Genomic DNA, 16,102 nt, shown 5'->3' with positions numbered 1-16,102 from the left:
GAACACCGCCCCCCACCCCGCACCAGGAGCGCACCCCATGCCCGACTCGTCCGCCCGCGCGCGCCGTGTGCTCGCCGTCATCCCCGCCCGTGGTGGTTCCAAGGGCGTGCCCGCGAAGAACCTCGCCCCCGTCGGCGGTGTGCCGTTGGTCGCTCGGGCGGTGCGGGAGTGCCGGGCCGGGCGGCTGGTGACCGATGTCGTGGTCTCCACCGACGACCAGGCCATCGCCGCCGCCGCCCGGCACGCCGGCGCCGAGGTCGTGCTGCGGCCCGCCGCCATCGCCGGGGACACCGCCACCTCCGAGGCCGCCGTGCTGCACGCCCTGGACAGCCACGAGGAACGGCACCGGACCGAGGTGGACGTGGTGCTGCTCGTGCAGTGCACCAGCCCCTTCGTGACCCGCGAGGACATCGACGCCGTCACAGCGGCCGTGGTGGAGAACGGCGCCGACACCGCGGTCACCGTGGCCCCCTTCCACGGCTTCGTCTGGCGTGACGCCGACGAGTCCGAAGAGGGCGGCGTCGGCGTCAACCACGACAAGTCCTTCCGCCCGCGCCGCCAGGACCGCCCCCAGGACTACCTGGAGACCGGCACCGCCTACGCCATGGACGCGGCCGGCTTCCGCATCCACCAACACCGCTTCTTCGGCCGCACCGAACTGGTCCGCACCGACCCCGCCCGCGTCCTGGAGATCGACGACCCGCACGACCTCGCCCGGGCCCGCGCCCTCGCGCCCCTGTTCGACGCGGGCCGCCCCGGCGCGCTGCCGACCCCCGAGGACATCGACGCCGTCGTCCTCGACTTCGACGGCACCCAGACCGACGACCGGGTGCTGATCGACGCCGACGGACGGGAGTTCGTCTCCGTGCACCGCGGCGACGGCCTCGGCATCGCGGCCCTGCGCCAGGCGGGCCTGCGGATGCTGATCCTCTCCACGGAACAGAACCCGGTGGTCGCCGCCCGGGCCCGGAAGCTGAGAATCCCGGTCCTGCACGGCGTCGACCGCAAGGACCTCGCCCTCAAGCAGTGGTGCGAGGAGCAGGGCATCGCGCCGGAGCGCGTGCTCTACGTCGGCAACGACGTCAACGACCTCCCCTGCTTCGCCCTCGTCGGCTGGCCCGTGGCGGTCGCGAGCGCCCACGACGTCGTACGCGGCGCCGCCCGCGCGGTCACCACCGTCCCGGGTGGCGACGGCGCGATCCGGGAGATCGCCGGCTGGATCCTCGGCCCCTCCCTCGATTCCCTCACCAAGTAAGGACACCTCCCGCCATGAGCAACTCCCGACTCCGCCCGTTCGGCCCCTCCCGCCTGGCCGGTCCCGGTCAGCCCGTCTACATCTGCGGCGAGATCGGCATCAACCACAACGGCGAGCTGGAGAACGCCTTCAAGCTGATCGACGCCGCCGCCGAGGCCGGCTGCGACGCCGTCAAGTTCCAGAAGCGCACCCCGGAGATCTGCACCCCGCGCGACCAGTGGGACATCGAGCGCGACACCCCCTGGGGCCGCATGACCTACATCGACTACCGCCACCGCGTGGAGTTCGGCGAGACGGAGTACCGCCGGATCGACGAGTACTGCAAGGAGAAGGGGATCGACTGGTTCGCCTCCCCCTGGGACGTGGAGTCCGTCGCCTTCCTGGAGAAGTTCGACGTCCCGGCCCACAAGGTGGCCTCCGCCTCGCTCACCGACGACGAGCTGCTGCGCGCCCTGCGCGCCACCGGCCGCACCGTCATCCTCTCCACCGGTATGTCGACCCCGCGTCAGATCCGCCACGCGGTGGAGGTGCTGGGCTCGGACAACATCCTGCTCTGCCACGCCACCTCGACGTACCCGGCGAAGGCGGAGGAGCTCAACCTCCGGGTCATCAACACCCTCCAGGACGAGTACCCGAACGTCCCCATCGGCTACTCCGGCCACGAGACCGGCCTGCAGACGACCCTTGCCGCGGTCGCGCTCGGCGCCGCCTTCGTCGAGCGGCACATCACCCTCGACCGTGCCATGTGGGGCTCGGACCAGGCCGCCTCGGTCGAGCCGCAGGGCCTGACCCGCCTGGTGCGCGACATCCGCACCATCGAGGCCTCCCTCGGCGACGGCATCAAGAAGGTCTACGAGTCCGAACTGGGCCCGATGAGGAAGCTGCGCCGCGTCCAGGGCGTCGTCGTCGAGGCGGAGAACGCCGAGGCGGGGAACGTCGAGGCGGGGAACGTCGAGACGGAGAACTCCAAGGCGGCCGGGGAACCCGTGTCGGTCTGACCCTGTTTGATCGGATCTGAGAGTATCCGACGGTATCCGGCAGTATCTGATCCCATTCACCCCTCCTTCGATTCTCCTACTACGGGACGGTCGTACGCAGATGAACCCCCGCGCCGAGAAGGCCGGCACCCGCACCCTCGCCTTCGTCGAGAGTCCGGTACAGCTGCTGAACGTGCTGGAGTGGGCGCACGCGCACGAGCACACGCTCGGCGCGGGGCTCACCCTGGTGGTCCTCTCTCCGGTCGACCCGATGACCCGCGGCCAGCTGCGCCGGACGGCGGAGCTGGCCCGCGAGGAGGGGCACGAGGTCCGCTGGGAGGAGGCGCGGGGCGGCGCGGGCGCGCCGTTCCGGACCGTGGCGGGCCTGGCGGGGATGCTCCGCCGGGCTCCCCGGGTGGTCCTCGGGGACCCTTTCTCCCGCTACGTCCAGCTCCTGCTGGCCATCACCCCGGCCCGGGACCTGGTGGTGGTGGACGACGGCACGGCGACCATGGAGTTCGTCGCCCAACTGGCCCGCGGTGAGCGCCTGGTGCGCTGGCACCGCAAAGGCGGCCGTACGGCACCCCGGGACCTGGTGCTGGCCCCGGCGTCCTCGGCGGCCCGCCGCAGGCTCACCCCGGGCCGGGGCCGCAGGGTCGAGGTCTTCTCGTCGATGCCGATGCAGGAGACCCTGCCGGGCCTGGAGGTGACCGCGAACACCTTCGCCTGGACCCGGTCCCGCTTCGGCCCGCCCCGTATCACCAGGAGCGCCGACATGGTCGGCACCTCCCTGGTGGAGACCGGTGTGGTCGACGGCGCCCGCTATCTGGAGGCGGTCCGCTTCCTGGCGGAGGCGCACGGGGCCACGCGTTACTTCGCGCACCGCCGGGAGAGCGCCGACAAGCTCCACCGGCTGGCCGTCGAGACGGGACTGGAGGTCGTCCGCCCGGACCTCCCGCTGGAGCTGATCGCCCGCCGCGGCCCGATCGGCAGCGAGGTGCTCAGCTTCCCCTCCACGGTCGTCCACACCCTTCCCCTGGCCCTGGCCGGGACGGACGTACGGGTGGCGGTCTGCGACATCGACCCGGCCTGGCTCACCTCCCACGCCTCGCCGCGCGCCCACGGCTTCCTCTCCGGTGTCACGGGCTCGGCGAAGGGCGTCCGCAGGCTTGCGGTGAACCTGGCCTGACCCGCCCTGCTATCACCCGTTCGAGGGACGGCTTGAATTTGGTATGGACCTGCCAAGGCAGGGGTTCTACGGTGCGAGCGAGTGCGCTCTGAGAGCGCTCTCACCCCTCCCAGCTCCCCACAACCCGCCAGGAGGTCCCATGAGACGCACCGTCACCCTGAGAGCAGCCCTCGCGGCCCTGCTCCTCGCCACCGGACTCGGCACCGCACAGGCGAGCACCGCGAACGCCGCCCCCGCCCCCGAAGCCGCCGAGACCTCGGTCTCGCCCGGTCTCCTCGACGCCATGAGCCGCGACCTCGGCCTGACCGAGGCCCAGGCGAAGGAGCGGCTGCGCGCCGAACGCGCCGCCCTCGACACCGAGCAGGCCGCTCGGTCTGCGGCCGGGCGTGCCTACGGCGGCTCCTGGTTCGAACCGTCCACCGGCAGACTCGTGGTCGCCCTCACCGACCGCGCCAAGGCCGACGAGGTACGGGCCCTCGGCGCCGACACCCGGCTCGTGCGGCACAGCGCCGCCGCCCTGGACCGGGTCACCACCCGGCTGAACGCGCTCTCCGCACCGTCCGGAGTGGCCGGCTGGCACGTCGACCCCGAGGCCAACAGCGTGGTCGTCACGGTCGTGCGCGGCGAGCGGAACGCCTCCGCCGTACGGGCCTTCGTCGACCGCGCCCGGCGCACCGGCCCCGTCGAGGTGGCGTACACCCCCCAGGCGCCGCGCACCTACGCGGCCGGCACCGTCGGCGGCGACCCGTACTACACGGGCAACGTCCGCTGCTCCATAGGCTTCTCCGTGCACGGCGGCTTCGTCACCGCCGGGCACTGCGCACAGGCCGGGGCGGCGGTGCGCGGCTGGGACGGCTCGGCCATGGGCACCTTCCAGGGCTCCTCGTTCCCCGGCAACGACTACGCCTACGTGAGCATCCACAGCGGCTGGTGGACCGTCCCGGTGGTCCTCGGCTGGGGCACGGTCCCGGACCGCCTGGTCCGGGGGTCCGCGGAGGCCCCGGTGGGGACCTCCATCTGCCGCTCCGGCTCCACGACCCACTGGCACTGCGGCACGGTCCTGGCCAGGAACGAGACCGTCAACTACGCCCAGGGCGCCGTCCACCAGATGACCAAGACCAGCGTCTGCGCCGAGCCCGGTGACTCCGGCGGCTCCTTCATCAGCGGCGACCAGGCCCAGGGCGTCACCTCCGGTGGCTGGGGCAACTGCTCCACCGGCGGCCAGACCTGGTTCCAGCCGGTCAACGAGATCCTGTCCCGCTACGGCCTGACCCTGCACACCGCCTGACCGACCGTCCACGGGGCCCGGTGACAACGCTGTCGCCGGGCCCCACCGCTCACTCCGGCCTGCGGGCCAGCACATACGCCCGCGTGTACTTCTCCTCCTCCACCGGCTCCCGCACCGTCCGCGACCGCACCTCCAGGCCCGCCTCGCGCAGATGGGCCGCGACCGTCTCCGGGGTGCGCAGGTAGTAGCTGAGCGAGATGTCCTTGCCGAAGCGCTCCGTCAGATGGAGCAGCGTGTCGCTCTCCCCGCCCGGGAACTGGAACGACAGCAGGACGTGCCCGCCCGGCACCAGCACCCGGCGGAACTCCCGGAACACGGCGGTCAGCCGCTCGGTCGGGATGTGAATGACCGAGTACAGGGCGGTGATGCCGCCCAGCGTCGCGTCCGGCAGGTCCAGCGCGGTCATCGTGCCGACGTGGAACCGCAGATGCGGATGGGCCTCGCGGGCCAGCGCGACCATGCGCGGCGAGACGTCCACCCCGAACACCGGCACGCCCAGCTCGTGCAGGCGCGCGGTCACATACCCGGGGCCGCTGCCCAGGTCGCCCACCGGGGCCTTGGAGTGCCCGCGCACCTCCTCCGCGAAGGCCGTGAGCAGGGCCCGCTCCAGGGGGCGGCTGCCGAGGCCGTCGGGGTGGCGCTCGGTGTAGGGGTCGGCCATCGCGTCGTACGACGCGCTGGTGGCCTGTACGAAGTACGGGTCCGTGGTCGAGTCGGTCACGGGGCGGAGCCTAGTGGCGCCCCGCGGGGTGGTTCGGCAGTTTCACCCACCGGAAAACTGCCGGACACCGCACATCCCCCGTGGTCCTGAACACGACAGGATTGCGGCATGAACGGTGTGCGCGAACTCGTCTTCCGGTCCCGCTTCCGGCGCGGTCTGTGGGCCGTCGTGGCCGTCGCCGCGACCGGCGCCCTGCTCACCGCCCTGGCCCTGGCCGGGGGCGGCGGTCCGGCCCCGCTCCTCGCCGCCGGCGTGCTCTGCCTCGGCACCGCACTGGCCGCCCTGCGCCCCGCCACCGGCGAGGTCCGCGCCGACGCCCACGGCATCCACACCCGGCGCCGCACCGTGTCCTGGGCGGACGTCACCGATCTGCGCGTACGGATCAAGCGGTGGCCCAGGGGGCAGGAGTCCCGGCAGATCCTCGTCGCCGTGCGCGACCGGCGCGCCTGGCAGCTGCCCCAGCCCACGGGATGGGGCAGCGACGACGCGTACTTCGAGGACGCCCTGGAGTCCCTGCGCGCCCTGCACCGCCGCCACGGCACCCCCCGCTCGGACCGGGTCGTCCTCGTCTCCCAGCGCACCGCGGGCCGCGGCTCGCCCTGGCCGCCGGTCCTGTGCGTCCTGCTGCTGGTGTGCGCGGGCGCGGCCGCCTGGTCCGTACCGCGGGCCGACGACACCACGCGGGCCTGGGAGTCGGCCGTACCGTGCACGGCGTCGGCCCCCGCCGAGGACCGGCGCGAGTGCCTGACCACGGTCCCGGCCGTGATCGAGGCGACCGTGGACCAGGGACCGAAGAAGGGCGGAAGGCTCTACTTCGCCGACGACCGACCGATGGACGCGCTCTCCGTGTCGGAGGACGCCGCGCAGGAGTTCCAGGCCGGGGACCAGGTGACACTCACCGTCTGGCGCGGCGATGTGATGGAGGTCTCCGGAAGCCGCCACGTCTGGCGTGAGCACGTCTCCCCGCCCGGCGACCTGGCCGTGGTCGCGGCGGTGCTCGCCCTCCTCGCGGGCTACCCGGCGGCCCAGACGGTGACGCGTCTGCGCTGGCGGAGGCTGCCCGACGGAGAGGTCCTCCCCTCCGCCCTGCCCTACGCGGCCGTACTCGCCGCGACCGCCGTATGGCTCCTGCCCCTCGTGTACCGGCACCCCACCGACCTGCTCGACTCCTCCACCGCCGTCACCTGGGGCCTCGCGGGCACCACCGCCACGCTCGCCCTGACCGCCCTGGCCTGGCGCGCCACCCGCGTCCGCCTCCCCGGTGAGGTCACCGTCCCGGACGAGCGCGGCGAGGTCTTCGTGCGCGCCCGCTTCCTGGAGTCCACCGACTACAACCCCGACGGCTTCGGCACCCACATCGCCCTCGGCGGCGACGGGCCGCCCGCCGTCACCCCCGGCCCCGACCGGTACGGCGCGCGGACCGTCCCGGCCCGGCGGCTCACCCTCATCCGGGTGCGCAGGCCACAGGAGTACGACGGCGACAGCGTGCCCCGGAGCTGGCACGTCGCCGAGTTCGACGACGACGGCACCCCCGTCCGGCTGGCCGCCGCCCCGGCCGACCTCGCCCGCCTCCTGCGCGCCCTGGAGACCACAGCGACGCTCGCGGACGCCTCGACTCCGGGTTCCGACAGATGAACAGAACCGACGCGGCTGTCCGCGGCGTGGTATGGGTTGGTAGGAGAGCGGACGGGTGACTTGATCGACTCGCTCGAAAAGTGAGGGAGTTTACCCGTCCCAACCCACACCTATGCGTCTGGCGGCCAGATTTTCTTCCCCTAACGGGCTGAACTTTTGTTGATCGAGGGTCAGTTGGCCACCCGGGCGTCCTACCCTTCAGAGGGTGAACCAATTGATGTCCGTAGAGTCCGAGGCCGAAACCGCGGGGGACGCCGGGGAAGCGCTGCTCCCGGGCACGCTGCCCGAATCGCTGCGCGCCGAACTCGTCGCGTTCCGCCGCGACTTGCACATGCACCCCGAGCTGGGCAACCAGGAGTTCCGAACCACCGCCGCGATCAAGGAGCGCCTGGAGCGGGCCGGTCTCGCGCCGCGCGTGCTCGCCGTCGGGACCGGGCTCGTCTGTGACATCGGCAACTGGGACGACGGGCTGCCCGCGCTCGCCCTGCGCGCCGACATCGACGCCCTGCCCATCCCGGACGCCAAGACCGAGTGCCCCTACCGCTCCACGGTCCCCGACCGGGCGCACGCCTGCGGCCACGACGTGCACACCACCGTGGTGCTCGGCGCCGGGCTCGTCCTCGCCGACCTGCACCGCAGGGGGCTGCTGCCGCGGCCGGTGCGGCTGATCTTCCAGCCCGCCGAGGAGGTGCTGCCCGGCGGCGCCGCCGACTCCATCGAGTGCGGGGTGCTGGAGGGCGTGGGCCGGATCGTCGCCGTGCACTGCGACCCGCGGGTGGACGCCGGGAAGATCGGTATCCGCGAGGGCGCCATCACCTCCGCCTGCGACCGGCTGGAGATCGCGCTGGACGGCCCCGGCGGCCACACCGCGCGCCCCCACCTGACCACCGACCTGGTCACCGCCGTCGCCCGGGTGGTCACCGACGTGCCCGCGCTGGTCGGGCGCCGGGTGGACACCCGCGCGGGGCTCGCCGTGACCTGGGGCCGCATCGAGTCCGGGCACGCGCCGAACGTCATCCCGCAGCACGCCGAGCTGTCCGGGACCGTGCGCTGCCTGGACCTGGAGGCCTGGCGGCAGGCGCCCGACATTGTGGTCGCCGCCATCGACGAGGTCGCCAATCTGCACCGCGCCAAGTCCGAGATCAACTACGTCCGCGGGGTGCCGCCGGTGGTCAACGACCCCGAGATCACCGAGCTGCTGCGGGACGCCATGATCGCCCGCCGCGGCGCCGACTCCGTCGAGGGCACCCAGCAGAGCCTCGGCGGCGAGGACTTCTCCTGGTACCTGGAGCACGTGCCCGGTGCCATGGCCCGCCTCGGCGTGCGCACGCCCGGTGAGCGCACCGTCCGTGATCTGCACCAGGGCGACTTCGACGTGGACGAGCACGCGATCAAGGTGGGCGTGGAGCTGTTCACGGCGGCGGCACTGATCGACCTCTGAGCGAGGCCCGTTCCCCCTCGCGGTGCGTTCCGGTTGCGGCCCCCACACCCTCGGGAGAGTCTGACCCCATGGCGCTCACACCTGCGCGCCGATGTCCTGGAACGCACCATTCGATCCGGTGGTTCACCGGGACGTAACCGGCCATCGGCACGAATGGATAACGGCCACGCGATACCCCGTTCCCAGGAGTGTCTACGCGCGTTAATGTGCGCCGAACTCAGGCACCCACTGCGGGGCTTTTGGAGAATGGGGAACTTCACGATGCGTCGGACATCCAGACTGACCCGGATCGCGGTGGGGGTCGCGTCGATCGCGCTCGCCGCCACGGCGTGCGGGGGTACCAGCAGCGACAAGGACAGCGGCAGCGACGGCAGCAAGGAGACCAAGGGCCTCGCCATCGCGTACGACATCGGCGGCAAGGGCGACCAGTCCTTCAACGACGCCGCGTACGCGGGTCTGCAGAAGGCCCAGGAGAAGTTCGGCTACAAGACCGCCGACATCGAGCCGACCGAGGGTGAGACGGACGCCGACAAGGAGCAGCGTCTGGCCTCCCTCGCCAAGCAGGGCTACAACCCGGTGATCGGCGTCGGCTTCGCCTACGGTCCCGCCATGGAGGCCGTGGCCCCGAAGTACCCGGACACCACCTTCGGCATCGTCGACTCCGTCGTCGAGGGCGACAACGTGGCCTCCCTGGTCTTCGCCGAGGAGCAGGCGTCCTACCTGGCGGGCGTCGCCGCGGCCAAGGCCACCAAGTCGGACACCGTCGGCTTCGTGGGCGGCGTGGACATCCCGCTGATCCACAAGTTCCAGGCCGGCTACGAGCAGGGCGTCAAGGACACCGACCCCAAGGTCAAGGTCATCAGCCAGTACCTGACCCAGACGGCCGAGGAGGGTGGCTTCTCCAGCCCCGACAAGGGCAAGGCCGCCGCCGAGGGCCAGATCGAGAAGGGCGCGGACGTCATCTACCAGGCGGCCGGTCTCTCCGGCCAGGGTGTGATCGAGGCCGCGGCCAAGGCCAAGGTCTGGGCGATCGGTGTCGACTCCGACCAGTACCAGCAGGAAGCCCTGGCGGCGTACAAGGACTTCATCCTCACCTCCGCCCTCAAGGACGTCGGCGGCGCGGTCTTCGCCCTCGCCGAGTCCGTCCACGACGGCAAGCCGCTGACCGGCGTCCAGACCTTCGACCTCAAGGTCAACGGCGTCGGCCTGGCCGAGAGCAACCCGAAGATGGCCGAGATCGAGGGCCTGACGGACGCGGTGGCCGAGGCCAAGGAGAAGATCATCGCCGGCGACATCAAGGTCAACACGGAGTGATCCACCACCGGTAACTCCCCACCAAGGCGGGCGGCACCCCTCAGGGCGCCGCCCGCTTCACTTGTTCTTCGGGCGCACGCCGGTGGGGGCCGGTCGCGCAGTTCCCCGCGCCCCTGGGGGGTGGGGCCGGCCGTTTGTTCTTCGTGTGCGGGTGGGTGGGGGTTGTTCGCGCAGTTCCCCGCGCCCCTGGGTGGGACATCCAGCCGCTGCTTCTTCTCCGGCTGCGGCCCGCAGGGAACCGCGAGAGCAGCCCCCACCGGCCTTTAGGGGCGCGGGGAACTGCGCGACCAACCCCTACCGGCCCGCACCCGACACACAACGCCCCCGGGGTCGAAGGGGCGGAGCCCCTGGGGACGGGACGGGTAGGGGCGGCGGGGGCGAAGAAACACACCCCCACCACTCCCCGACGCCCCCCAGTGACCCTCCGTCAAGCGCCGCCCGGCACAGGGCACGGCCGGATAACGAGGTGGACAGAAGGGGTTTTCAGGCAGGTCTACGCGCGTTACTCTGCGGCGAAGCCATCAGCGCCGATGCTGTGAAGCAACCGAGCACACCACCGTCCGGCGCTTGTACCACTAGGAGCACTTCACATGCGCCGGATTTCCCGGATCACGGTCGCAGGCGCAGCGACCGCCTCTCTGGCCCTCGCCCTCTCCGCCTGCGGCGGCACCTCCACCGAGTCCAGCAAGTCGGACTCCAAGGGCGGCGACAAGGGCCTGGCCATCGCGTACGACGTCGGCGGCAAGGGCGACCAGTCCTTCAACGACGCCGCGTTCGCGGGCCTGGAGCAGGCGAAGAAGGAGTTCGGCTACACCACGGCCGACGTGGAGCCCACCGAGGGCGAGACGGACGCCGACAAGGAGCAGCGGCTGGTGTCGCTGGCCAAGCAGGGCTACAACCCGGTCGTGGGTGTCGGCTACGCCTACGCCACCGCCGTGAAGGGCGCCGCGGAGAAGTTCCCGGACACCACCTTCGGCATCGTCGACGACTCCACCGTCGAGGCGAAGAACGTCGCCGACCTGGTCTTCTCCGAGGAGGAGGCGTCCTACCTCGCCGGTGTCGCCGCCGCCAAGAGCACCAAGACCAACACCGTCGGCTTCGTCGGCGGCGTGGACATCCCGCTGATCCACAAGTTCCAGGCGGGCTTCGAGCAGGGCGTCAAGGACACCAACCCCAAGGTCAAGGTCCTCTCCCAGTACCTCACGCAGACCGCGGAGGAGGGCGGCTTCTCCAGCCCCGACAAGGGCAAGTCGGCCGCCGAGGGCCAGATCGAGAAGAAGGCGGACGTCGTCTACGCGGCCGCCGGCCTCTCCGGCCAGGGCGTCATCGAGGCCGCCGCCGCCAACAAGGTGTGGGCCATTGGTGTCGACTCCGACCAGTACAAGCAGGAAGCTCTCGCCAAGTACAAGGACTCGATCCTCACCTCGGCGATGAAGGACGTCGCCAAGGCGGTGTACAACCTGGCGAAGTCGGTCGAGGACGGGAAGCCCGAGACCGGTATCGTTCGAGGCGATCTGAAGACCGGCGAGGTGGGCCTGTCGAACTCCAACCCGAAGTTCGCGGACAACGCCGAGCTCCAGGAAGCCATCGAGACGGCCAAGGAGAAGATCATCAACGGCGAGATCAAGGTCAAGAGCAGCTGATTAGCAACACCCTGAGCAGCGTGTAACCGCGGGGTCACGTAGCTGGGCGGGGTACGGGGAGGAAGACTCCTCGTACCCCGTTGTCAGCGATGCGTCACCCCTTTGTATGCCGTAGGGGCGCTACGCGCGTAGACGACCCCCGTCCCCAGGAGAGTGCGCCATCAAAGCGTCCAGCAGCCCTCCGGCCGGCGCGGCGGTCAACGGTCAGGTGACCGCCGTCGAGCTCGCCGGGATCACGAAGCGATTCCCGGGCGTCGTGGCCAACCACGACATCCACCTCACCGTCCGCAAGGGCACCGTCCACGCCCTCGTCGGCGAGAACGGCGCCGGCAAGTCGACCCTGATGAAGATCCTCTACGGCATGCAGAAGCCGGACGAGGGCACCATCGCGGTCGAGGGCCGGCAGGTCACCTTCTCGTCCCCGGCCGACGCCATCGCCCGTGGCATCGGCATGGTCCACCAGCACTTCATGCTCGCCGACAACCTCACGGTCCTGGAGAACGTGGTCCTCGGCAGCGAGAAGCTCTACGGCATCGGCGCCAAGGCCCGCCGCAAGATCAAGGAACTCTCCGACCGCTACGGCCTGGGCGTGGAGCCCGACCGCCTCATGGAGGAGCTGGGCGTCGCCGCCCGCCAGCGCGTGGAGATCCTCAAGGTCCTCTACCGCGGCGCCACCACCCTCATCCTCGACGAGCCGACGGCCGTCCTGGTCCCGCAGGAGGTCGAGGCGCTCTTCGACAACCTGCGCGACCTGAAGGCCGAGGGCCTGTCGGTCATCTTCATCTCCCACAAGCTGGGCGAGGTGCTCTCCGTCGCCGACGAGATCACCGTCATCCGCCGCGGCACCACCGTCGGCACCGCCGTCCCCTCCCAGACGACGCCGCGTCAGCTCGCCGAGATGATGGTCGGCAGCGAGCTGCCCACCCCGGAGACGGCGGAGTCCACGGTCACCGACCGCCCGGTCATCACCGTCGACAAGCTGCGCCTGGCGGCCCCCGGCGGCAAGGCCCTGCTGGACGACATCAGCTTCACCATCCACGAGGGCGAGATCCTCGGCATCGCCGGTGTCGAGGGCAACGGCCAGACCGAGCTGGTGGACGCCCTCATCGGCCTCAGGAACGCCGACTCCGGCACCATCAAGCTGGCCGACGACGAGATCACCGCCTGGGCCACCCGCAAGCGCCGCGAGCACGGCATCGGCTACATCCCCGAGGACCGCCACCGGCACGGTCTGCTCCTGGACGCGCCCCTCTGGGAGAACCGCATCCTCGGCCACGTCACCGAGAAGCCCAACGCCAAGGGCGTATGGCTGGACCCCAAGGCCGCCCAGGAGGACACCCGCCGGATCGTCGCGGAGTACGACGTCCGTACCCCCGGCATCGACGTCACCGCGGCCTCCCTGTCCGGCGGTAACCAGCAGAAGCTGATCGTCGGCCGCGAGATGAGCCACAAGCCGCGCTTCCTGATCGCCGCGCACCCCACCCGCGGTGTCGACGTCGGCGCGCAGGCCGCGATCTGGGACCACATCCGCGAGGCCCGCCGCGAGGGCCTGGCCGTCCTGCTGATCTCCGCGGACCTCGACGAGCTGATCGGCCTGTCCGACACGCTCCGGGTGATCTACAACGGCAAGCTGGTCGCGGACGCCGACCCGGCCACCGTCACCCCGGAGGAGCTCGGCTCGGCCATGACCGGTGCCGCCACCGGCCACCTGGAACACCCCGAGAACGCCGAGCCCGGCGCAGACACCCCCGAGATCCGCAAGTCTCCCGAGGCTCCGGAAGACGAGGCCCGCTGATGAAGAAGTTCGACAAGGAGCGCGTGCTCCTCGCGGTGGCCGGCCCGGTCATCGCGCTCGCCGTGGCCTTCGCGCTGAGCTCGATCGTGCTCATCGCCTCGGGCAAGAACCCGGTCGAGCCGTACACCCTGATGTTCGAGCAGGCCACCTACTCCGACGTCCAGGTGCTGATCATCAACCAGGCGTCGATGTACTACATCGCCGCCCTGGCGGTCGCCATCGGCTTCCGGATGAACCTGTTCAACATCGGTGTCGACGGCCAGTACCAGCTCGCCGCCATGATGACCGCCATCGTCGGCGCGCACGCGAACCTCCCGGCCGCCCTCCAGGTCCCGCTGCTGCTGCTGACCGCCCTGTGCACCGGTGCCTTCTGGGCCGGTATCGCCGGTGTCCTCAAGGTCACCCGCGGGGTCAGCGAGGTGGTCGCGACGATCATGCTCAACGCGATCGCCACCTCCGTCATCGCCTACCTGTGGCTGCCCGACGTCTTCGGTGTGAAGGTCGGCAACAACAACACCACCGGCGTGATGCACGAGTCCGGCTGGATCCCCGGCTTCGACATGGGTGACGCCGGCGAGATCTACGGCCTGGTCCTGCTCGCGGTGCTGCTCGGCATCGGCTACTGGATCGTGCTCAACCGCACCCGCTTCGGCTTCGACCTGCGTGCCTCCGGTGCCTCGGAGTCCGCCGCCGCGGCCAGCGGTGTCGACCCCAAGCGCATGGTGCTGACCGCCATGCTGATCTCCGGTGCGATCGCGGGCCTGGCCGGTCTGCCGATCCTGATGGGCGACACCCACACCTTCAGCCTGAACTTCCCGACCGGCATCGGCTTCCTCGGCATCGGCATCGCGCTGCTCGGCCGCAACAGCCCCGTCGGCATCGCCTTCGCCGCCCTGCTGTGGGCCTGGCTCGACAAGGCCTCGCCCGAGCTGGACTTCCACGACTACGACAAGGAGATCGCGGTCATCATGCAGGGCCTGATCGTGCTCTCGGTGGTCGTCTCCTACGAGGCCGTCCGTGAGTGGGGCCTGCGCCGCCAGCAGCGCCGGGTCGGCGCGGAACTCGCCGCCGGACACGTCCTCGGCGCCGACAACAACACTTCGAAGGAGGTGGCGGGCCGATGACCGCTCCTCAGACCTCAGCGGTCGACGTCAACCAGCCGACGCTCCAGCCCGCGGCGCCGACCGGCCGCCGCCTGTCGTGGCCCGTCCTGCTGCTGGTCATCGCCGGAGCCCTGGCGCTGACCTCCATCGTCCGCATCATCACCGGCGCGGACGGCATCACCAACGTCAGCCAGATGTCCACCGCGCTCGAACTCGCCGTGCCGATCGGCCTCGCCGGTCTCGGCGGTCTGTGGGCCGAGCGGGCAGGTGTCGTCAACATCGGCCTCGAAGGCATGATGATCCTCGGCACCTGGTTCGGCGCCTGGGCCGGTTTCCAGTGGGGCCCGTGGACCGGTGTCGCGGTCGGCATCCTCGGTGGCTGCATCGGCGGCATCCTGCACGCGATCGCGACCATCACCTTCAACGTCAACCACATCGTCTCCGGTGTGGCGATCAACATCCTCGCCCTGGGCATCACCCGCTACCTCGCCCCGCTCGCCTTCGAGGGCGAGCCGGGCGGCTCCGCCAAGCAGTCCCCGGCGGTCGACTCGCTCGGCAACTTCACGGTGCCGGGACTGTCCGACTGGCTCCGGGACCTCAACAACGAGGGCTGGTTCTTCGTCTCGGACATCGCCGGCCTGGTCGGCGGCCTGGTCACCGACGTCTCCTGGCTGACCCTGATCGCGATCGCGCTGATCCCCGCCACCTGGTGGATCCTGTGGCGTACGGCCTTCGGCCTGCGGCTGCGCTCCTGCGGTGAGAACCCGGTCGCGGCCGAGTCCCTCGGTGTGAACGTCTACAAGTACAAGTACCTGGCGGTCGTGATCTCCGGTGGCCTGGCCGGTCTCGGTGGTGTCTTCCTCTCCATCGTGGCCAACCCCTTCTATCTGGAGGGCCAGGTCTCGGGCCGCGGTTACATCGGCCTCGCGGCGATGATCTTCGGCAACTGGATGCCGGGCGGCCTCGCCCTCGGCGCCGGTCTGTTCGGCTACACCGACAGCCTCAACCTGCGCGGCGGCTCGGAGAACGTCCACGCCCTGCTGCTGCTCGGCGCGCTGCTGCTGATCATCGGCGCGATCTGGCTGGTGATCCGGAAGAAGTACGCCTCCTCCACGATCACCGCGGTCATCGGCGCCCTGGTGTTCGCCTGGTACGCGGGCACCAACGAGGTCCCGAACCAGGTCGTCTCCGCCACGCCGTACGTCATCACCCTGATCGTCCTCGCCCTGTCGGCGCAGCGCCTGCGGATGCCGAAGGCGGACGGTCTACCCTACCGGAAGGGCCAGGGCAAGTGACCCAGCCGGTCGACTGGACGGCCCTGCGGGAGGTGGCGCGGGAGGCCATGCGCCACGCCTACGCCCCCTACTCGGGCTATCCGGTCGGGGTGGCCGCCCTGGTCGACGACGGCCGCACCGTCTCCGGCTGCAACGTGGAGAACGCCTCCTACGGGCTGGGCCTGTGCGCCGAGTGCGGGCTGGTCTCCGAGCTGCAGCGCACCGGGGGCGGCCGGCTCACGCACTTCACCTGCGTGGACGGCCGGGGCGAGATCCTCGTCCCGTGCGGCCGCTGCCGACAGCTGCTGTACGAGTTCGGCGGCCCGGACCTGCTGCTGGAGACCCCGGCGGGGATCCTCCCCCTCTCGGAGATGCTGCCCCAGGCGTTCGGCCCGGACCATCTCGCCAAGTAACTCCCGTGCGGCCCCTCTGAACCGCTTTCAGAGGGGCCGCGCACTTTCTTGAGA

Annotated in this window: 13 protein-coding genes; 12 read left to right on the top strand and 1 reads right to left on the bottom strand. The window is 71.0% G+C overall.

The genetic code is table 11. The features are described 5' to 3' along the window. Positions 1-37: 37 nt before the first annotated feature. The 4 genes from GA0115233_RS28090 (at position 38) to GA0115233_RS28075 (ending at position 4,709) form a co-directional block, all read left to right on the top strand. Positions 38-1,255, top strand: a complete 1,218-nt coding sequence (locus GA0115233_RS28090; protein WP_093723108.1) for an N-acylneuraminate cytidylyltransferase — start codon at positions 38-40, stop codon at positions 1,253-1,255. A 14-nt stretch (positions 1,256-1,269) separates the two neighbouring features. Further along, on the top strand, positions 1,270-2,253 hold the full coding sequence (locus GA0115233_RS28085; protein WP_255310377.1) for an N-acetylneuraminate synthase family protein: 984 nt from the start codon (positions 1,270-1,272) through the stop codon (positions 2,251-2,253). A gap of 100 nt (positions 2,254-2,353) precedes the next feature. After that, complete coding sequence (locus GA0115233_RS28080; RefSeq protein ID WP_093723107.1) at positions 2,354-3,421, top strand: hypothetical protein; 1,068 nt, start codon at positions 2,354-2,356, stop codon at positions 3,419-3,421. Between the two features lie 139 nt (positions 3,422-3,560). Next, positions 3,561-4,709 (top strand): S1 family peptidase, encoded by a 1,149-nt coding sequence (locus tag GA0115233_RS28075; RefSeq protein ID WP_093723106.1) that lies wholly within the window; start codon positions 3,561-3,563, stop codon positions 4,707-4,709. A 49-nt stretch (positions 4,710-4,758) separates the two neighbouring features. Here the strand turns inward: GA0115233_RS28075 and GA0115233_RS28070 are convergent, their stop codons facing one another. Beyond that, on the bottom strand, positions 4,759-5,430 hold the full coding sequence (locus tag GA0115233_RS28070; RefSeq protein ID WP_093723105.1) for a class I SAM-dependent DNA methyltransferase: 672 nt from the start codon (positions 5,428-5,430) through the stop codon (positions 4,759-4,761). A 108-nt stretch (positions 5,431-5,538) separates the two neighbouring features. On the opposite strand from GA0115233_RS28070, the gene GA0115233_RS28065 reads away from it, so the two are divergent. The 8 genes from GA0115233_RS28065 (at position 5,539) to GA0115233_RS28030 (ending at position 16,048) form a co-directional block, all read left to right on the top strand. Then, positions 5,539-7,065 carry a hypothetical protein gene (locus GA0115233_RS28065; protein WP_093723104.1) on the top strand — a complete coding sequence of 509 codons (1,527 nt, stop codon included), beginning with the start codon at positions 5,539-5,541 and terminating at the stop codon, positions 7,063-7,065. Positions 7,066-7,282: 217 nt separating this feature from the next. Then, positions 7,283-8,506 (top strand): M20 family metallopeptidase, encoded by a 1,224-nt coding sequence (locus tag GA0115233_RS28060; protein WP_093723103.1) that lies wholly within the window; start codon positions 7,283-7,285, stop codon positions 8,504-8,506. A 261-nt stretch (positions 8,507-8,767) separates the two neighbouring features. Continuing rightward, positions 8,768-9,820: a BMP family lipoprotein gene (locus GA0115233_RS28055; protein WP_176711960.1), complete on the top strand. Its 1,053-nt coding sequence runs from the start codon at positions 8,768-8,770 to the stop codon at positions 9,818-9,820. Positions 9,821-10,410: 590 nt separating this feature from the next. Then, the gene (locus tag GA0115233_RS28050) at positions 10,411-11,463 is read left to right on the top strand and encodes a BMP family lipoprotein (RefSeq protein WP_093723101.1); all 1,053 of its coding nucleotides are present in this window, start codon (positions 10,411-10,413) and stop codon (positions 11,461-11,463) included. Between the two features lie 208 nt (positions 11,464-11,671). Further along, on the top strand, positions 11,672-13,258 hold the full coding sequence (locus GA0115233_RS28045; protein ID WP_093723100.1) for an ABC transporter ATP-binding protein: 1,587 nt from the start codon (positions 11,672-11,674) through the stop codon (positions 13,256-13,258). Next, entirely contained in the window at positions 13,258-14,382 is a 1,125-nt protein-coding gene (locus GA0115233_RS28040; RefSeq protein ID WP_093723099.1) for an ABC transporter permease, read from the top strand. Before GA0115233_RS28045 ends, GA0115233_RS28040 begins: the two co-directional genes overlap by 1 nt. Then, a complete protein-coding gene (locus GA0115233_RS28035) occupies positions 14,379-15,656 on the top strand; it encodes an ABC transporter permease (protein ID WP_093723098.1) in 1,278 nt (425 codons plus the stop codon). The genes GA0115233_RS28040 and GA0115233_RS28035 overlap by 4 nt, the downstream gene beginning before the upstream one ends. After that, on the top strand, positions 15,653-16,048 hold the full coding sequence (locus GA0115233_RS28030) for a cytidine deaminase (RefSeq protein WP_093723097.1): 396 nt from the start codon (positions 15,653-15,655) through the stop codon (positions 16,046-16,048). Before GA0115233_RS28035 ends, GA0115233_RS28030 begins: the two co-directional genes overlap by 4 nt. Positions 16,049-16,102: the final 54 nt, after the last annotated feature.

It is taken from the genome of Streptomyces sp. DI166 (assembly GCF_900091315.1).
Classification (GTDB): Bacteria; Actinomycetota; Actinomycetes; order Streptomycetales; family Streptomycetaceae; genus Streptomyces; species Streptomyces fuscus.
Note: the sequence above shows the minus strand (reverse complement) of the source record. Positions and strands in the feature narration are given on the sequence as shown.